Annotated in this window: 21 protein-coding genes; 1 reads left to right on the top strand and 20 read right to left on the bottom strand. The window is 41.4% G+C overall.

All coding sequences use genetic code 11. From position 1 onward, the window contains the following. Window positions 1-82 precede the first annotated feature (82 nt). From CYJ36_RS07930 to mce, 12 genes are all read right to left on the bottom strand, one after another. Window positions 83-1456 carry an MFS transporter gene (locus CYJ36_RS07930; RefSeq protein ID WP_101566584.1) on the bottom strand — a complete coding sequence of 458 codons (1374 nt, stop codon included), beginning with the start codon at window positions 1454-1456 and terminating at the stop codon, window positions 83-85. A 448-nt stretch (window positions 1457-1904) separates the two neighbouring features. Further along, on the bottom strand, window positions 1905-2696 hold the full coding sequence (locus tag CYJ36_RS07935) for a DUF817 domain-containing protein (protein ID WP_101567128.1): 792 nt from the start codon (window positions 2694-2696) through the stop codon (window positions 1905-1907). A gap of 46 nt (window positions 2697-2742) precedes the next feature. Next, window positions 2743-2961 carry a helix-turn-helix domain-containing protein gene (locus tag CYJ36_RS07940; protein ID WP_101566585.1) on the bottom strand — a complete coding sequence of 73 codons (219 nt, stop codon included), beginning with the start codon at window positions 2959-2961 and terminating at the stop codon, window positions 2743-2745. Between the two features lie 10 nt (window positions 2962-2971). Next, window positions 2972-3454, bottom strand: a complete 483-nt coding sequence (locus CYJ36_RS07945; protein ID WP_101566588.1) for a DUF2975 domain-containing protein — start codon at window positions 3452-3454, stop codon at window positions 2972-2974. 67 nt (window positions 3455-3521) lie between these two features. Continuing rightward, window positions 3522-3659: a hypothetical protein gene (locus CYJ36_RS23580; RefSeq protein ID WP_180850163.1), complete on the bottom strand. Its 138-nt coding sequence runs from the start codon at window positions 3657-3659 to the stop codon at window positions 3522-3524. Further along, window positions 3659-5071 carry an NADP-dependent phosphogluconate dehydrogenase gene (gene gndA, locus CYJ36_RS07950; RefSeq protein WP_101566590.1) on the bottom strand — a complete coding sequence of 471 codons (1413 nt, stop codon included), beginning with the start codon at window positions 5069-5071 and terminating at the stop codon, window positions 3659-3661. The genes CYJ36_RS23580 and gndA overlap by 1 nt, the downstream gene beginning before the upstream one ends. A gap of 116 nt (window positions 5072-5187) precedes the next feature. Beyond that, a complete protein-coding gene (locus CYJ36_RS07955) occupies window positions 5188-6429 on the bottom strand; it encodes a DNA polymerase IV (RefSeq protein ID WP_101566591.1) in 1242 nt (413 codons plus the stop codon). Between the two features lie 357 nt (window positions 6430-6786). Next, a complete protein-coding gene (locus CYJ36_RS24035; RefSeq protein ID WP_185772694.1) occupies window positions 6787-6927 on the bottom strand; it encodes a hypothetical protein in 141 nt (46 codons plus the stop codon). Between the two features lie 170 nt (window positions 6928-7097). Beyond that, on the bottom strand, window positions 7098-7625 hold the full coding sequence (gene msrA, locus CYJ36_RS07960; protein WP_101566593.1) for a peptide-methionine (S)-S-oxide reductase MsrA: 528 nt from the start codon (window positions 7623-7625) through the stop codon (window positions 7098-7100). A gap of 69 nt (window positions 7626-7694) precedes the next feature. After that, on the bottom strand, window positions 7695-8819 hold the full coding sequence (locus CYJ36_RS07965) for a M20/M25/M40 family metallo-hydrolase (RefSeq protein WP_101566595.1): 1125 nt from the start codon (window positions 8817-8819) through the stop codon (window positions 7695-7697). A 22-nt stretch (window positions 8820-8841) separates the two neighbouring features. Continuing rightward, window positions 8842-10395, bottom strand: coding sequence for an acyl-CoA carboxylase subunit beta (locus CYJ36_RS07970; RefSeq protein ID WP_374702791.1), 1554 nt, complete (start codon window positions 10393-10395; stop codon window positions 8842-8844). After that, the gene (mce, locus tag CYJ36_RS07975) at window positions 10392-10805 is read right to left on the bottom strand and encodes a methylmalonyl-CoA epimerase (protein WP_101566597.1); all 414 of its coding nucleotides are present in this window, start codon (window positions 10803-10805) and stop codon (window positions 10392-10394) included. Before mce ends, CYJ36_RS07970 begins: the two co-directional genes overlap by 4 nt. Before the next feature lie 179 nt (window positions 10806-10984). On the opposite strand from mce, the gene prli42 reads away from it, so the two are divergent. Then, the gene (prli42, locus tag CYJ36_RS23585; RefSeq protein WP_180850171.1) at window positions 10985-11077 is read left to right on the top strand and encodes a stressosome-associated protein Prli42; all 93 of its coding nucleotides are present in this window, start codon (window positions 10985-10987) and stop codon (window positions 11075-11077) included. Between the two features lie 164 nt (window positions 11078-11241). Here the strand turns inward: prli42 and CYJ36_RS07980 are convergent, their stop codons facing one another. From CYJ36_RS07980 to scpA, 8 genes are all read right to left on the bottom strand, one after another. Beyond that, window positions 11242-11757, bottom strand: coding sequence for a L,D-transpeptidase (locus CYJ36_RS07980; RefSeq protein ID WP_101566598.1), 516 nt, complete (start codon window positions 11755-11757; stop codon window positions 11242-11244). A 50-nt stretch (window positions 11758-11807) separates the two neighbouring features. After that, window positions 11808-12761, bottom strand: a complete 954-nt coding sequence (locus CYJ36_RS07985) for an aromatic acid exporter family protein (RefSeq protein WP_101566600.1) — start codon at window positions 12759-12761, stop codon at window positions 11808-11810. Window positions 12762-12860: 99 nt separating this feature from the next. Further along, the gene (locus CYJ36_RS07990) at window positions 12861-13583 is read right to left on the bottom strand and encodes an amino acid ABC transporter ATP-binding protein (RefSeq protein ID WP_101566602.1); all 723 of its coding nucleotides are present in this window, start codon (window positions 13581-13583) and stop codon (window positions 12861-12863) included. Continuing rightward, window positions 13576-14235: an amino acid ABC transporter permease gene (locus CYJ36_RS07995; protein ID WP_101566605.1), complete on the bottom strand. Its 660-nt coding sequence runs from the start codon at window positions 14233-14235 to the stop codon at window positions 13576-13578. Before CYJ36_RS07995 ends, CYJ36_RS07990 begins: the two co-directional genes overlap by 8 nt. 76 nt (window positions 14236-14311) lie before the next feature. After that, entirely contained in the window at window positions 14312-15091 is a 780-nt protein-coding gene (locus tag CYJ36_RS08000) for a transporter substrate-binding domain-containing protein (protein ID WP_101566607.1), read from the bottom strand. 244 nt (window positions 15092-15335) lie between these two features. Then, entirely contained in the window at window positions 15336-15773 is a 438-nt protein-coding gene (locus CYJ36_RS08005) for a BrxA/BrxB family bacilliredoxin (RefSeq protein WP_101566609.1), read from the bottom strand. Between the two features lie 211 nt (window positions 15774-15984). Next, complete coding sequence (gene meaB, locus CYJ36_RS08010; RefSeq protein ID WP_101566611.1) at window positions 15985-17016, bottom strand: methylmalonyl Co-A mutase-associated GTPase MeaB; 1032 nt, start codon at window positions 17014-17016, stop codon at window positions 15985-15987. Then, window positions 17013-19142 (bottom strand): methylmalonyl-CoA mutase, encoded by a 2130-nt coding sequence (gene scpA, locus CYJ36_RS08015; protein WP_257962440.1) that lies wholly within the window; start codon window positions 19140-19142, stop codon window positions 17013-17015. Before scpA ends, meaB begins: the two co-directional genes overlap by 4 nt. Between the last annotated feature and the right edge of the window lie 7 nt (window positions 19143-19149).

Raw genomic sequence — 19149 nt, forward strand, 5'->3', positions numbered from 1 at the left:
TCGAAAACGCCTGAGAATTCAGGTGTTTTTCTTTGTATATGGCTGCTGACGGCCATCTGTTATCATGCATAAAAAAATCACCTCAGTAGTGAAGTGATTTTTTCTTTGATTCGATTTTGACGTACGACCAGAAAATAAGGAAAGAGAGTCCAATCAGGCCGGTCAATCCCCAAAAGATGTTTGCATAGATCAAGGAAGCTGGAATGCCTTGCTGCCATTCAATCAATATACCTGAGAGAGCTACGCCAAAAGCCCCTCCAAAGAATTGAATCAGCTGGGTCAGGCCCATTCCCGATCCAATATCATCCTCCGGCAGAATGCGGGATGCCTCATTGGCTATACTTGAAGTTAAGCTTGAAAAACCAGTGCTCATAAACATATAGGCAATCAGGATGGCGTATGGGGATTTTCCAGCGGACAAAGCCAAAATCAGCAATGAAATCAGCAGCATCCCATGGCCAAAAGAAATCAGCGGTACATTTCCAAACCGGTCAATCAGCCTGCCGATGAATTGGGCTGCAACAGCAGACAAGATGGCACCAGGAAAAATAATAAGTCCGATGGCTGCCGGATCTTTACCAAACAGTTCAGTTAGAATAATCGGCATCATAAAGAGTGTTGAAAAATGAAGGATAAAGCCTGAAAAAGCAGCTGCAGCAAGCTTGACATACTGCCTATTACTGAACAGCGAAGGCTGAACAAATGGGATGCTGATTTTGTGGATATGCTTCCAGAGAATGAACAGCATCAGCAGTGTTCCTGCCAGAAGCGGCAATGATAAAGTGGATAAAAAGAGCAGCAGTCCCGTGACGCCGAGTCCTGTAAGCAGCCCGCCGACCGAATCGAAATGCACTTTTTGCACGTCCTCTTCCGGCAATAGCTTTTTGAACATCGGAAGAAGAAAGACAACAAATCCAGTAATGACAAAAAGGTAATTCCATCCGAGGTAGGTGGTAATGGCTCCTCCGATGACCGGACCAAGGCCGAAACCAAGCGATGCTGCAGAGGAAATCAGCGACATCGCCTTTCCCCTTCTTGAAATCGGGATGTATTTGCCAGCAAGAACCATCGCAAGGCCCGGAACAGCTCCCGCCCCTGCTGCCTGCAGAACTCTTGCGAATAAAAGCAAATAAAAGCTATGTGAAAAGAAACCGATGATAGAGGCAGTTCCCAGCATGGCAAGCCCGATGGCCAGCAGCCTTGATATAGGAATAAAATCTGACAGGCGGCTGTATGTCAGCGTTGATATGGCAAAAGCAATTGAGTACCCGGACACAATCCAAGAGGCAGTGCCTGATGAGAGAGACAAATCACGAAGCACACTCGGCAATGCAACATTAAACATGGTCGTGTTCATCACGACGAGCCAGACTGTTAAGCTCCAAAGCATTACAATTTTGTTTTCATGCTTTAAGCCGGGGACTGCTAAACGTCTCTCTGCAGATATAGTTGACATGCGTATCCCGCCTTCAGCTAATTATTTCGTTTACCCAAAGAAATATATACTCCGCCGGCCGGATACGTCAACTTTTTTGCATCACTAAAATACCGGACAATCATAGTCTAACGGGCTCCATTTTGACTGAAATCTAAATAACAATATTTATTGGCATAAAAAAGAAGCTCTGGCCGCCGGGTCATTGAAAAATTTGATATAGATGTTGCCGCCAATTTCATAGAGAAAACTATATAGGCTATACAAATCTCAAGATCAATGGCAATGACGGGTGCAAGCTTCTACAACCATCCTGCCACGTTTGCTAAATACAATTATTATAAAACTTGTTATCTAACTCACTCTCCATTAAAAATGACGCTTTCCGTTTTTCGGAAAAGCGCCCGGTTGAAGATTGGAAGATGCTAAAATCCTGTAAAGTCAGCACCTTTGCTAAAGTTATTTGCAGTTATAAAAATTGACTAGCGTCTATCCTAGTGGAACTTTTCCCCTTAACCTGCTTTAACGTTGCTACTATAAGAAAGCTGACAATCACTAATAGAAGCCATGAACTCACCTTTCCCAGATGAACGAGACTCCATGCATCGGTTTGGTTTGGATATTCCCAAGCTCCAAAGAACGTTGCGATATTTTCGGCTATCCATATAAAAAATCCAATGAGTACAAAAGAAAGGGCGAGTGGCATACGGTAACGTGTTCCATCAACCTCGTATGTGACCCATGATTGCCAAAAGATGATTATTACAAGTCCTGATAACCACCAGCGAACGTCAATCCAATAATGGTGTGTAAAAAAATTCAAATAAATCGCAGCGGTAAGAGATACAACTGCCAAGAACGGCGGCCATTTAACCAGTTCAACTTTAAGCCTCCTCCACGCCTGGCAAAGATAACTCGCTACACTTGCGTACATGAATCCGCTATACAAAGGAACTCCAAAAATTTTAAAATATCCTTCCTCTGGATAAGACCAGGAGCCCATATGTACCTTAAAAAGTTCAAGAGCAAGTCCAATAAGGTGGAACAATGTGATAACCTTTAGTTCATCACGTGTTTCAAGCCCAGAACGCACCATCCACCACTGCATCAGAAGACAGATAAGGAGCAGCCAGTCATACCGCGGCAGGAAGGGCAGCGGCAGGATTTGTGTAAGAGCCAAAGAGGCAAAAATAACGACAGGAAACAAACATGACAGGGCCTGCTCCCATCCAAAACGAACGAGTTGTTTGATTGCTCTCATGAATTTTGCCTCCAAAGGTTTTTTCTGAATAAAATGTAAGTTCTGCTTAGTTGGTGTCTTCATTACTTCGGTATTCTAAAATATCTCCTGGCTGACACTCTAAAGCCCTGCAAATCGCCTCTAAAGTTGAAAGCCTAATTGCCTTTGCCTTTCCATTTTTCAAAATAGAAAGGTTAGCCATTGTTATACCAACCCTCTCCGAAAGTTCTGTTACGCTCATTTTCCTTTTAGCCAGCATCACATCAATATTGATTATAATCGCCATGTTATTCACCTCAGACCGTTAAATCATTTTCTGATTTTATATCAATAGCCTCTTTTAATAGCTTTTGCAGAACAGCGGCAAAGACTGCAATCACAAATGAAGCAAAGATTATGACCATTCCGATTAATATGATACCCGGGGCGTCGTCTATTTCCGCCATGAGATAAAACAGCGGCATACCCAGCACATACAAGATACTGATACTGAATGCACAGTATTTTATATTCTTTAAAGCTCCTACAGATAATTCCGAGAAAGCTTTATTCTTGTCAATATAGCTTAAAAGTTTAAAAGCTTGATACAGAGCAAAGTAAAAAGGTACCGCCGTAGCATACAAATCAATTAGAACGAGATATTTCATATAAGCAAGATCTGGATACAATTCTGCTGCAAAATTCGCTATCTCAGGCACCACAAATATGCACAAAGCAAGAACTGGGATTCCAATTAGAATGACAGCTATCTTTAAAAAGAGTGTTGTTCCCCGTTTCATAAAAATCACCTCACGATTTATTTTCAATTTGAATTTAACACATTAATTATTGATATACAATAAATATTTATTTATTTTTATAGTGTTTTTGTTGTAAAACAATTGTTAATTCATTTTGTTCCTCTGCAACGTTCTTTTCATAACCCAGATTTACCAGTTGAGAAACAAAAAAAACACGGAGCATTCCGCCCCGTGTTTCTTTCATTACTTAGACATCCATTCTGTATGGAAAATACCTTTTTTATCTGTACGCTGATAAGTATGAGCTCCAAAGTAGTCACGCTGTGCCTGAATAAGGTTGGCAGGAAGCGTTTCTGTCCGGTAGCTGTCATAGTATGATAACGCAGCTGAGAAGCTAGGCACCGGTACTCCCTGTTCAATCGCAACCGTTAAGACTTTGCGAAGAGCTCCCTGGTAGCCTTCAGCAATTTCTTTAAAGTATGGATCAAGCAGCAGGTTTGCAAGGTTTGCATCACGGTCATATGCATCTTTGATTTTTTGCAGGAATGCAGCGCGAATGATGCAGCCGCCTCTAAAAATCATGGCGATATCGCCGTACTGAAGATCCCACTTGTATTCATCCGAAGCTGCTCTCATTTGAGCGAAGCCTTGTGCATAAGAACAGATTTTACTCATATAAAGAGCTTTGCGCACAACTTCAATCAGTTCTGCCTTATCGCCTTCAAAAGGAGAAACAGCAGGTCCTGATAAGATTTTGCTTGCTTTCACGCGCTCATCTTTCATTGCAGAAATGAATCGTGCAAAAACAGACTCTGTAATAATCGGCAGAGGAACACCTAAATCAAGAGCGCTTTTGCTTGTCCATTTTCCAGTGCCTTTTTGGCCTGCAGTATCTAAAATGACGTCAACAAGCGGCTTTCCTGTTTCTTCATCCGTTTTAGTAAAGATGTCTGCAGTGATTTCAATTAAATAGCTGTCAAGCTCGCCTTGATTCCAGTCCGCAAATACTTCATGCAATTCTTCTGCAGATAGACCAAGAACATTTTTCAAAATAAAATAAGCTTCTGAAATCAGCTGCATGTCGCCGTATTCAATTCCGTTATGAACCATTTTCACATAATGGCCTGCACCATCAGGACCGATGTATGTAGTACATGGATCACCATCAACTTTTGCAGAAATCGCTTCGAAAATAGGCTTTACTAGATCGAAGGCTTCTTTTTGGCCGCCAGGCATAATTGATGGCCCTTTAAGTGCCCCTTCTTCACCGCCGGATACGCCAGTGCCGATGAAGTGTATGCCGCTTTCGGCAAGCTCCTTGTTGCGGCGCTGTGTGTCTGTATACAGCGTGTTTCCGCCGTCAATTAAAATATCCCCTTTATCTAAATGAGGAAGCAATTGTTCAATAGTAGCATCTGTTGCAAAGCCCGCTTTGACCATCAGCAAAATTTTGCGGGGAGTTTCAAGTGATTGAACAAATTCTTCAATGCTGTATGTACCAACCAGATTTTTACCGCTGTTTTCTTTCAGCATCTCCTCTGTTTTATCAGAAGAACGATTATAAACCGATACGGAATATCCGCGGCTTTCTATATTAAGAGCGAGGTTTTTGCCCATGACGGCCAAACCGATGACGCCAATTTGCTGTTTTGACATTATGTTACTTCCCTTCTCAATCAATTTTTATATACAGAGCTCATGTATACAGTCACATGGATTCTTCATGTAAAAATAACACAGGAGCCTTGCTTTTATCAAGTAAAGCGCCTTAATTATTCCCTTAAAAAATCTTTATTAAAACTCGTGCCGCTTGATTTATCATCTTCTGATTTGTCCACTTTCATCCCGCGTTTCACCATGCTGCCGCCATATTTCCTATTGATATCTTCAATCGTTTTGTAAAGAGGTTCTTTTTTTGCATCCTCCTGAAAAGAAAAAAGATCCAGCTGCTTATAAGCATCCTCTTTCGGAACGAGATCCTGGCATGTTACGCCAAGCAGCCGGATTGGTTCACCCGTCCAATGCTTATCAAACAGCGCTTTAGCATGTGTAAGAATATCCTCTGTCTCAACAATAGGGTTATTCAGTTTCTTACTTCGAGTATATGTGCTTCGGTCAGAATAACGAATCGTCGTAAAGATTTTCGTGCCGAGAACATCCTTTCGTTTCATTCTGCTGCTTACTGAATGTGACAGACGGTTCAGAGTTTCATACAGAAGTCTGGCCTCTGTTGTATCTTTTGATAAAGTAGTTGAGTTTCCAATGCTTTTAAAATCATAGATGGAGTCAGGGTTTACCTCTCTATCATCTATTCCATTTGCTCTTTTTTTCAGGCGCTCGCCGTTGATTCCGAGAAGCTGCTTTAATCCGATCGCATCAGCACCTGCAAGGTCTTTTATCGTTTGAATACCAATTGTTTTTAATTTCTCGGCCGTTTTTTCTCCAACCCCATGCATTTCGCTTACAGGGAGAGGCCAAAGGGTCTTACCCAGCTCCCGCTTTCTGAGTACAGTGATGCCGAGGGGTTTTTTCATGTTGGATGCCATTTTGGCGAGAAATTTATTAGGTGCTACACCAATGCTTGCCGGCAGCAAAAGCTCTTCCATCAGCCTGTCCTGAATGGTCCTAGCGATTTGAAGAGGGTTGCCCTCCTTTAAAAACTCCGTTAAATCCATATATCCTTCATCAATTGAAACGGGCTCAACCAAATGTGTAAACTCTCGTAAAAGGCCGAACATGGCTTTAGAGGCTTTTCGGTAACGGTCAAAGTTTGGTTTACGGACAATCAGTTCAGGACAATGCCGTTTCGCCTGCCAAAGCGGCATGGTCGTTTTCACTCCCTTTGCCCTCGCTTCATAACTGCAAGTAACTACAATTCCTTTTCGTTCTTCAACGTTTCCTGCAATTGCAACAGGCTTTCCTCTAAGTTCGGGTTCAAAAGCCATTTCAACAGATGCATAAAAGCTGTTCATGTCCACATGTAGAATTACTCTTGGTCCACTTAGCTCTTTCATCTTATTCATCTTCTTTCCAAACAATCGTTCTCTTTCCATTTTATCATATAATCCAAAAAAGCCGCCATCAGGTAAATGGCGGCACTGTTCATTTTTTCCGACTGTCCTTTAAATCTGAAAGGACATCTGATGAAGGCAAGAATCAGTACCTGTTCTGCTCTTAAACATGAAAAGCGTCCGTGGAAAACAGCTTTCAGAGATATATACCTCTAATCGGAATTCATCAACCGATTTCGGAAACATATCAACCGATTTCCGGATTTTATCTATCTGCTTTTTAAATTTATCTCCTCAATCAAATATTTATCAACCAAAGCTGCATTCGGCTGCAAAATTAAAAGCATGCATAGCAAGCTTTCAACACTCTACTTTATCAAATCCAAATCTCTCTAAACATTCATTGTACGCTTCCATTCTGCCTAATATTTTGCCTTTTTCAAGCTCGTTCATTTCGTCATCCATCAGCAGCTTGCAATTCTCCTCCGCTCTTGTTTTCACATAGGAGGCGATTGCGCTTTCATTTAATGTATTTATTTTGATAACCCTCCTTAATAAGGAAGGTACCCTGCTGGACACTTTGACAATCTATTAGCGGCAAAAAGCGCAAATACGTTATTAAAAACTTCGAAAAAGCTCGCTGTCTTGTTATAAGGCAGTGAGCTTCGTTTTTACTTCTTCCAATTTTTCTTTATAAATTCTTCTCTTCCGGACTCTTCTCTTTCTTGCTTATATTTCTCCGGATTTTTCGCATAAAACTTTTGATGATATTCCTCTGCATGGTAAAAAGGAGCTGCCGGAAGGATTTCAGTTACAATCGGCTTCTTAAAGCGGCCGCTCTTTTCAATCGCAGTTTTTGACTGCTCTGCTTTTTGCTTTTGCTCTTCTGTATGATAAAAAATGGCTGTGCGGTACTGGCTGCCCCGGTCAAAGAACTGACCGCCATCATCTGTCGGATCAATTTGCGGCCAATATAACTCGAGCAGTCTTTCATATGAAAATACTTCAGGTTCAAATGTAATTTCTACAGCTTCCAGGTGGCCTGTTTCACCTGTTTTAATTTGTTCATAAGAAGGATTTTCTAATGTTCCTCCTGTATAGCCAGAAACAACCTCAATGATGCCAGGATGCTCGTCAAACGGCTTCACCATACACCAGAAGCATCCTCCGGCAAAAGTTGCTGTTTCCCTCTTTTTCATGCTGAACACCTCTATTTTCTGAAATAAGAAACAGCAGGAGCAATCGCTGCGCCTGCCATTCTTTTTGGATTATTCGCCTTTAGCTACTTCCTCAATGATCGCGACAACAAGCTCAGCTGTTTTCACAAGCTCTTCTATCGGCATCTTTTCATTGGTTGTATGAATATCTTCATACCCGACTGCCAAATTCACAGTTGGAATGTCAAACCCGGCAATAACATTGGCATCGCTGCCTCCGCCGCTTGTTTGAAGCTCGCTTGTGCGGCCGATTGCTGCAGCAGCTTTTTTAGCAACCTCCACAACATGATCTCCCTCGCCAAATTTAAAGCCTGGGTACATTACTTCAATATCCACTTCAGCACGTCCGCCCATATCAGCAGCAACGCTCTCAAAAGCTTCTTTCATTTTCGCTACTTGGGCTTCCATTTTCTCAGGAACCAAAGATCTCGCTTCAGCCAAAATATTCACTTGATCGCAAACGATGTTTGTTTGTGTGCCTCCTTCAAAACGGCCAATATTAGCTGTTGTTTCTTGATCAATTCTGCCTAAAGGCATTTTAGCAATTGCTTTTGCAGCAATCGTGATCGCAGATACGCCTTTTTCAGGGGCGACACCAGCATGAGCCGTCTTGCCAAAGATGGCTGCTTTTACTTTAGCTTGTGTTGGAGCTGCAACAATAATTGTGCCGACTTTTCCATCACTGTCTAATGCATATCCGAATTTTGCCGTGATTTGAGAACCATCTAAAGCTTTTGCGCCTACAAGGCCAGATTCTTCTCCGGCAGTAATAATAAATTCGATTTTTCCATGTGAGATGTTATTTTCTTTTAAAACACGGACTGCTTCTAGCATCGCGGATAAACCTGTTTTATCATCAGCACCTAAAATCGTTGTACCATCTGTCACGATGTAATCATCTTTAATGGATGGCTTAATGCCTTTTCCAGGAACAACAGTGTCCATATGTGAAGTAAAATAAATCGGATCTACTCCGTCTTTTACAGCTTCCAGAGTACAAATTAAATTTCCTGCACCGTGCCCGGTAACACCCGTTGTATCATCTTCAACAACATGAACCCCAAGTGATGAAAACTTTTCTTTTAATACTCTTGCAATTTCTGTTTCGAATTTCGTTTCTGAATCAATTTGCACAAGCTCCAGAAATTCATTAACTAAGCGTTCTTGATTAACCATATGTATTCCTCCATAAAGTGTATTAAAGCGGAATGTTCCCATGCTTTTTGGCAGGTCTTTGCTCTTGCTTTGTCCGGAGCATTTCAAGGGCCTGAATCAATTTAATTCTTGTATCCCGCGGATCAATGACATCATCAACCATACCCTGACTCGCAGCAACATAAGGATTTGCGAACTTCTCTCTGTATTCTTCGATTTTATTTGCTCTTGTTTCTTCAGGATTTTCGCTGTTCTCAATTTCTTTAGCGAAAATGATATTCGCAGCACCCTGAGGACCCATCACGGCAATCTCGGCATTCGGCCATGCAAAAACAAGATCCGCTCCGATTGATTTGCTGTTCAGTGCAACGTATGCTCCGCCGTAGGCTTTTCGCAATATAACCGTCAATTTAGGAACGGTTGCTTCTGAATAGGCATATAAAATCTTTGCTCCGTGTCTGATGATTCCCCCGTGCTCCTGCTTAATGCCAGGGAAAAACCCTGTAACATCTTCAAACGTAATAATCGGAATCTGGAACGAATCACAAAACCGGATGAAGCGGGAAGCTTTATCTGAAGAATCAATATCAAGTCCGCCGGCCATGTATTTTGGCTGATTGCAGACGAGTCCAACGACCTCACCTTTTATTCTCGCAAAACCAACAACTATATTTTTGGCAAAGTCCTTTTGCACTTCATAAAAAGAATCGGCATCAGCAACTTCTTGAATAACCACACGGACATCATAAGGCCTGAGAGCATCAAATGGGATGCAGTCTGTCAGGTTCGGACGATAATCCGCATCATCATCGAATGGCAAAATCGGCGCTTTCTCCTGATTATTCTGCGGCAAATAGGTCATTAATTTCCGGACTTGAGAAAGCACCTCTTCTTCTGTTTCACCTGAAAAATGGGCATTTCCGCTGATAGTGTTATGTACTTTAGCTCCGCCTAAATCTTCGGAACTGATTTTTTCGCCTGTTACCGTTTCAATCACTTTAGGACCTGTAATAAACATTTGACTTGTTTTCTCGACCATAAAGACAAAGTCTGTAATCGCAGGAGAATATACTGCACCGCCTGCGCACGGACCAAGGATAACCGAAATTTGCGGTATTACGCCCGAGTAGATGGTATTGCGGTAAAAAATCTGTCCATATCCATCTAATGATACCACACCTTCCTGAATTCTAGCACCTCCGGAGTCGTTAAGGCCAATGAACGGCGTTCCGCTTTTGGCTGCCAGGTCCATGACCGCAGCAATTTTCTTGGCATGCATCTCTCCAAGGGCTCCTCCAAAAACCGTAAAGTCCTGTGAAAATAAATAGACAGGTCGTCCGTGCACTTTGCCGTAGCCTGTGACGACTCCGTCACCCGGTCCTTTTTTCCCGCTCAGACCAAAGTCATTGCACCGGTGCTCTATGAATGGATTCATTTCAACGAATGTTCCTTTATCAACGAGAAGATCGATGCGCTCTCTTGCTGTCAGCTTTCCTTTTTCATGCTGCTTTTCAATGCGCTCATCCCCGCCGCCCATTTCGACTTCACGTCTTCGGTCATATAATTCATTTATTTTTTCGAAAATATCAATGCTCATAGAACCGTACCTCTCTTTTCACAAAGTTCCACTAAAACCCCATTTGCAGCTTTCGGATGCAAAAAGGCAATCGATGCACCTCCGGCTCCGTTCCTTGGTGTTTCATCAATCATCTTAATTCCGTTTTCCTTTAATTCCTCAATCCGTTTCTTTATATCATCCACTCCTAAAGCCAAATGATGTATGCCTTCTCCCCGTTTTTCAATAAACTTGGCTACAGGACTCTCATCTGAAGTGGGCTCCAGTAATTCTATTTTTGTATTTCCAATTTTCAAAAAAGCGACTTTAACCTTCTGCTCTTCCACACTCTCAATGCCTACAAGCTTTAATCCAAGAGTCCTCTCATAAAACGGAAGCACCCGTGAAATGGATCGTACCGCTACCCCGATGTGATCGACCTTATTAATCATCTCTTCCCCTCCTCTAGATGAAAACGCTTAACTTTAATGAACATGACTTACTTCTTTATCCGGGGACAAAATTCCTGCTGCTTCGACTAAAATGTGCATTTTTGTTCAAATCTCTTCCCTTGTTCCATTCGTTCATTCACGTTAAAATAGGGATAGAATCCTATATAGGAGTGAATGTCATGTCTAAAAGATTTCAAAAAGCTGTCGTATACCTGATGCTTGCAGTGATGATTGCTACAACGTTACTTGCTGGAATGAGCATGTGGTTCTAATACAGAAAAGCGGAACCGTCTATTTAGCCCCGACAGACCGATAAGAATCCAACATAAAAAGCCGTTTTTGCTTTTATTGCCGAGGGGTTAGGCGGTGGCGGAACAATGAGAAAAACGGAAGCAAGAAGGACAAGTTTAACAATGTACAAAAGGTGACTCCCTCTTCAGGAGTCACCTTTTTTCATTGCACCTTTTTGAGCAGCGATCTCCTCAAAGGAATTGTTATTTTTCGTTATGAAAACTTTTGTTCCAATTGGAAGGTGCTCAAAGAGGATTTCTACTTCCTCATTGTACATGCGCACGCATCCCTGTGTGACAAAGGTGCCGATAGAATCTTCATTATTTGTGCCATGTATGCCATATGTTCTACCATCTGAATTTTCCGCATCAAACCCGATCCACCTTGTTCCCAGCGGGTTTTTCGGATCGCCGCCTGGAATATTCTTTTTCCGATAAAAAGGATCTGCTGCTTTTACTGTAATCGTAAATTCTCCTTCAGGTGTCAGCTTTTCATTTTTGCCTGTGGCAACATCAAATACTTTGACAACCTGCCCATTATCAATATAGGCCAGTTCATTTGACTGCTTATTGATAATCACATAGGGATCACCGACGACCGGATTATCTCCAAGGGGCCAGAGAGGTGAGAGAAACATCATGAACAGAAGGATTGTCTTCATAAAAAATCACCCTTTTTTCTTTATACTGTACGAAAAGGGTGAAAATCATGCTATCCAGTTATTCCTTTAAATTGACTCTTAATCACAAGATACTGCTCCATTTCCCTTACAAAATGCAAAAGTGCAGCTCGTGCTTCAAATTCTTCGCGCGTTTCCGGCAAAGGCATTTCCTCAAAGCTTTTTTTCATATGATGCAGCTTTACTAAAAATTTATGAGCCGTATTTCCTGGATGGATCGCTACTCGAACTTCTTGAATAAATTCTGCGATGACTTCCGCCTGATCGAATGTAACATTTACGGAAGTGATAATCGGAAGAACGCGTTCTATGATTTCAAATTGCTTTTCTCTCATTTTAAAATAGTGATAGTAAAGGTTTTCATGTCTCATAAAGTGATTTTCGACATCTCTGAAAGCGAGCGTCTTCGCTTCATTAATCAATTTAGCTGTCTCCGTTATTTCTTTTCCATCCCACGTGCTGTCATTTGAAAGTAAATAATCCTCAATTTCCTGAAAGATTTTAGAAAAGTTATCTTCAATTTTCAGCTGATATTCTTTCAGCTTTTTATCTACGCTTGGCATGTAGAGATTCATAATAAGCGCTACACCTATTCCAGTAGAAATAAGTGCAATTTCATTTAACACCAGATCCATTGTGATATGTGAGGAATTGTATAAGTGCAAAATAATAACTGAACTAGTGACGATGCCTTCTTTCGCTTTGACGAGCACAGTCGTTGGAATGAAGAATAAGAGAAGCAGACCGATAACAAACGGATTGTAGCCGATTCCTTCAAAAAAAACAAACGAAAATAATATAGCGACTAAACAGGCAAAAAACCTGGCCCATGAGGTCTGCAAAGATTTCTTCTTTGTCACCTGGATACAGAGTATGGTCAGTATTCCTGCAGATGCAAAATTATCAAGCTGAAAAAGTTGTGCAAGACTGATTGCAATCGCTGCTCCTAATGCTGTTTTTAACGTGCGATATCCGATTTTAAACATTTCCTTGCCCCTTGCTTCATTGTTCTGTTTCTTCATTTAAACACATTTGGAACATAAAAGAAAAAGATGATCAATTATGATCACCTTTCACTTTTGAGATTATAGCATTTTTTCAAGAAAACTTTGAGCACGTTTTGTTTTAGGGTTTGTAAAAAATTCCGTAGGCGTTGCATCTTCTACTAATACACCTTCATCCAGGAACAATACCCGATCAGCTACTTCCCGTGCAAATCCCATTTCATGCGTAACAATAGCCATCGTCATTCCAGAGAAAGCAAGGTTTTTCATAACTTCCAATACTTCCTTAACCATTTCCGGGTCAAGTGCAGAGGTAGGTTCATCAAACAGCATAACTTCAGGGTTCATCGCAAGCGCTCTCGCAATCGCAACACGCTGTTTTTGACCCCCTGATAAACGGCTTGGATATTCATGAGCTTTTTCGGCAAGGCCGACCTTTTTTAAGAGCTCGTGACCTTGAGCTTCTGCTTCTTTCCTGGATGTTCCTTTAACCGTAAGAGGTGCATAGGTTAAGTTTTCTAAAACCGTTTTATGAGGAAAAAGATGGAAATGCTGAAAGACCATGCCGACATCCTGCCGCACTTTATTAATATCTGTTTTCGGATTTGTAATATCCTGATCCTTGATCCAGACATGTCCATCTGTTGGATCTTCCAAACGATTCAAACAGCGCAAAAAGGTTGATTTACCAGAGCCGGAAGGTCCAATAATCGCCACAACCTCTTTTTCAGCAATGGATGTTGTGATTCCCTTGAGCACTTCTAATTTTCCAAATGACTTATGAAGCTTATCTACTTTAATCACTGCGCGCCATTCTCCTTTCAACGAGTTTGCCAAGGAGTGTTAATATCATAACCATGACATAATAGATTAAGCCGGCAATTAAAATCGGCTCAAAATAACGGTATGTTTGTCCGCCGACAATATAGGAACTTCTCATAATGTCCTGAACTCCGATTATAGTTACGATCGCGGATTCCTTCGTTAACGTAATAAATTCATTCATTAATGCAGGTAAAATATTTTTGATTGCCTGCGGAAAAATGATATCCTTCATCATTTTTGAATAAGGAACGCCGAGAGCCATTGCAGCTTCGCGCTGCCCTTTGTCTATTGCCATAATGCCTGCTTTGATTACCTCAGAAATGTAGGCACCTGAATTAAGTGCAAATGTTGCAACAGCCGCAGGATATGGATCAATCTCAAATCCAAGAATTTGCGGTGCACCATAATAAATAATCAATAATTGCAGAATGAGCGGCGTGCCGCGAAAAATAGATGTATATGCATCAGCAATCCACATTAGCGGCTTGATTCTGCTGATTTTAAATAAAGCCAAAATGACAGCAAGAATAAAACCAATTAAAGCAGAAAGGCCAACTATTTTCAATGTTACTGGTATCCCTTGAAGAATAAAAGGAATGGAAGGTGCTATAGCCGGAAAATCCAGGTTCATTTCAGGAACACTCCTTTCTTATGCGAAAATAAAAACGTTCAACATTCGTATTGTTGAACGTTTTTTAATGTTTTGCTTATTTTTCTTCTCCGCCGAACCATTTTACGACTAATTTTTCAAGTTCGCCGTTTTCTTTCATCTCCTGAAGAACTTTGTTGAATTCTTCTGTATGTTTGCTGTCTTTAGGGAATGCAATCGCAGATCCTGCTTCTTCAGTATTCCCGTCTTCAATCGTAAATCCTTCTAATTCTTTATCATTTTCAAAATAGCCTTTTGCTACCGTATCTTCAATGATTGCTGCATCAAAACGGCCTGATTTCATTTCTTGAATAAGTTCAGGAATTCTGTTGCGGTTTTCTACTTTGATGTTTACTTCTTTGGAGATTTCTTCAGCTTTTCCTTCTTGAATAGATGCAAGCTGAACGCCGACTGTTTTACCTTCTAAGTCTTCAATTGACTCAATGCCGCTGCCTTTTTTAGCAACAATCATATGTTTAGCTGTGTAATAAACATCTGAAAAATCAACGCTTTCTTTACGATCTGCTGTTGGAGTCATACCTGCAAGAACAAGATCCGCTTTATTAGCTTGAAGGGCTGGAATTAAACCTGTGAAATCCATATCTTCAACTTTTATTTCATAGCCAAGTTCTTTTCCGATTGCTTTGGCCAAATCCACATCAAATCCAATGATGTCACTGCCCTTTGCAGTATCAATATATTCAAATGGAGGATAATCTGCAGATGTTGCCATCTTCAGCACCTTTTTCTCTCCGCCTGTTCCATTTTCTGAAGATCCGCATGCAGCAAGAACTCCAATGACTAACATAGAAATCATAACCAATAATAGCTTCTTCATTTTCTTCCCCCTTGATGTTTTCTTAAAATTCTAAATTTAATAATATTATCTTCTATAGAATAATATTTTACAAGTATTTTTTAACGAATAAATATCCGACTTAATGTATTTTAACACATGCTTATAAATATGCAATATATAGTTATTTTATTTATTTTTATACATTATTACTATACTGGAAAAGAGTGTAAAACTTTTGAGGGATAAAAAAACAGCACAAAAAAACTGCCGTATAAACGGCAGTTCAGATTTCTTCACAATGCTTGTCAAAAGCTTCCTGAAGCTTTGCTACGACACTCATTGGGTCATGTCCTTCAATTTCATGGCGCTCCACCATTGTCACAAGCTTGCCGTCTTTTAAAAGGGCAAAGGATGGCGATGAAGGCGGGTATCCAGTGAAATGCTCTCTTGCATATGCTGTTGCATCTTTATCCTGTCCGGCAAAAACGGTTACCAGCCGGTCGGGTCTTTTATCGTAATGAACTGAATGTGCTGCTGCCGGCCGTGCAATTCCTCCTGCACACCCGCAAACCGAGTTAACCATTACAAGCGTCGTTCCTTCTTTCTTAAACGTTTCTTCAACCTCTTCAGGTGTCGTTAATTCTGTATATCCTGCAGCCGTAATTTCTTTTCTAGCTTGTGTGACTACATCATTCATAAACATATTAAAATCAATATTCATGTCATTATCTCTCCTTTACTCACAATAGATTCATTTTACCAAGAGTTTCAGAAATTGACCAATAATAAAGAAATGCGGAATCGCCCGTTTAGCTCAGGCATGGCAGATAAGAATCCGGCAGAAAAGTCCGGGTTTGACTTTGCCTGCGGATTTGTTCTGGCCGAGGAGCTGGGCGATGGAGCTGGACACCGCAAAAAACAGTATCGCGTGTTTAGCCATTATTTTCTCCGTTCAAAAAAGCGGAAATTAATTCTTTCACGCTGCTTGATACTGGCCGTTTGCCTTCTGTGACTTCTCTTTCATATTTTAGCATATTCCCTTTTATATAGGAGTGCTGAAAAAAATGATGCTTCAGCTGTTCTTGTATCATGTCGTACAGCCATTCTTTTTGCTGGAGCTTTCGTCTTTCTTCGAAAATACCGTTTTCCCTTGTTTCTTTACTGAAAACGGTTATTGTCTCCCATATTTCATGAATTCCTGTTTCATGAAGGGCAGATGCAGTTGCCGCTTTTGTTTCCCAGCCAGGTGTATATGATTTTAAAAAGTGCAGGATATGATTATATTCATGCATGGCTTTTTTTGCGTTTTCAAGATTCTCTCCATCGGCTTTATTTACGACAACAAGATCTGGAAGCTCCATAATGCCTTTTTTCATCGTCTGAAGCTCATCACCAGCACCGGTCAATACTAATAAAAGGAAAAAATCAACCATTCCGCGAATCGCAAATTCGCCTTGTCCGACCCCGACCGTTTCAACAAGAATCACATCATATCCGGACGCCTCACAAACAATAATGGATTCTCTTGTTTTCCGGGTAACACCTCCAAGTGTTCCGCTGGACGGAGACGGACGGATGAAGGCATCAGGATTCCGGGATAACCGTTCCATTCTCGTTTTATCCCCTAATATGCTGCCCTTGGAAACCTGACTGCTTGGATCGACAGCAAGTACGGCCACTTTATGTCCAAGACTGCATAGATAGGTGCCAAATGCATCAATAAATGTACTTTTCCCTGCTCCTGGAACACCTGTTATGCCAATTCGTATTGATGGATGGCCCTTTTGCAGCAGCACCTCAATCATTTGCTGCGCTTTTTCAAAATGCTTTTCGGCATTGCTTTCGACAAGCGTAATCGCCTGTGCAACTGCAACCCGTTCCCCTTTCAAGACACCCTTTATATAATCTTCGGCACTTTTCTCAACGCTCCCGGTTTTTTTTCGCTTTTGCCGCTTATCGGTCATTCTTCTGCATCCTCATAGCCCAGTCTTTCGTAAATCTTTTCAAGCATGACTCTCGCTGCATTCGGAATAACAGTGCCGGGTCCAAAAATAGCAGATGCCCCGCTGTTCAATAAAAACTCGTAATCCTGGTAAGGAATCACTCCTCCTACTATTACGACGATGTCATCTCTTCCTAGTGATTTCAATTCCTGCACTAATTGCGGAAGGAGCGTTTTGTGACCGGCAGCCAGAGAACTCATTCCAACAATATGGACGTCATTTTCAACTGCTTGGACAGCCGTTTCGGCAGGTGTTTGGAACAAAGGTCCAATATCAACGTCAAACCCTAAGTCTGCATAGGCTGTTGCAACAACCTTTGCTCCTCTGTCATGACCGTCCTGACCCATTTTGGCAATCAAGATTCGCGGTCTTCTTCCTTCCAGCTCGTAAAAATCATCTGTAAGCTTCCTTACACTTTCAATTTCTTCTTCGTTTGAGAACTCAGAGCTGTATACTCCGCTAATAGAACGGATAACTGCCTGATGGCGCTTCGATGCTTTTTCAACTGCATCAGAAATTTCTCCCAGAGTCGCTCGCGCTCTTGCAGCTTCGACAGCAAGCTCCAATAAATTCCCTTCACCGCTTCTGACAGCCTCTGTTAAGGATGCAAGCGTTTGGTCTACTTTTTCCTGATCACGCGAATCTTTCAACGCATGCAGCCTTTCAATCTGTTTTCTTCTTACTTCAGTATTATCAATGTTTAAAATTTCAATTGGATCCTCTTCTTCCACTTGAAATTTATTTACTCCGATGATCGTTTCAGTGCCTGAATCAATTTTCGCCTGACGCTTTGCTGCCGCTTCTTCTATTTTCATTTTAGGCAAACCGGTTTCAATCGCCTTTGCCATTCCGCCTAGATTCTCTACCTCTTCAATGTGAGCCCACGCTTTGTCCATCAGCTGTTTTGTAAGAGATTCTACATAATAGGAACCTCCCCATGGATCTATGACATCACAGATCCCGGTTTCCTGCTGAAGATAAAGCTGCGTATTTCTGGCAATTCGTGCAGAAAAATCAGTTGGAAGGGCAATTGCTTCATCAAGAGCATTCGTATGCAGAGATTGTGTGTGTCCCATAACGGCTGCATGGGCTTCAATGCATGTTCTGACTACATTGTTAAACGGATCTTGGGCAGTTAAGCTCCACCCTGACGTTTGGGAATGTGTTCTGAGCGCCAGCGATTTAGGATTTTTCGGATTAAATTCTTTTACAATTTTTGCCCACATTAATCGGGCAGCCCTCATTTTGGCGACCTCCATGAAATAGTTCATGCCAATTGCCCAGAAAAAAGAAAGCCTTGGGGCAAATTGATCGATATCAAGACCAGCTTTTAATCCAGTCCGGATATATTCAAGTCCGTCTGCCAATGTATAAGCAAGCTCTATATCTGCTGTCGCACCCGCTTCCTGCATATGATAGCCTGAAATGCTGATGCTGTTGAACTTAGGCATATGCTTTGCCGTATATTCGAAAATATCCCCAATGATTTTCATGGACGTTTCTGGCGGATAAATATATGTATTACGAACCATATATTCTTTTAATATGTCATTTTGAATCGTACCCGCAAGGGCTTCCTTGGAAACTCCCTGTTCCTCAGCTGTCACAATATAAAAAGCCATGATCGGCAAAACAGCGCCATTCATTGTCATTGAAACAGACATTTGATCTAAAGGTATTTCATCAAACAGGATCTTCATATCGAGGATGGAGTCAATGGCGACGCCAGCTTTGCCGACATCCCCTTCAACACGGGGGTGATCTGAATCGTACCCTCTGTGTGTTGCCAAATCAAAGGCGACAGATAATCCTTTTTGTCCCATTGCCAAATTGCGGCGATAAAAAGCATTGCTGTCTTCTGCAGTTGAAAAACCGGCGTACTGCCGGATCGTCCATGGACGATTAACATACATCGTTGAATAAGGTCCTCTTAAAAAAGGCGCAATTCCAGGAAAGCTGTCCAAATAAGGCATTTCATTTCGGTCTTCCGCAGTATAAACCGGATTTAATGGAATCCCTTCATTTGATTTGAAAGCTTCTGCAGTTTGGCTGCTTTCTTGTTTTTTTTCAAAAAAACGATCATTCATTAATTCT

The sequence above is a fragment of the Bacillus sp. UMB0893 genome (assembly GCF_002858905.1).
Classification (GTDB): domain Bacteria; phylum Bacillota; class Bacilli; order Bacillales; family Bacillaceae; genus Bacillus_P.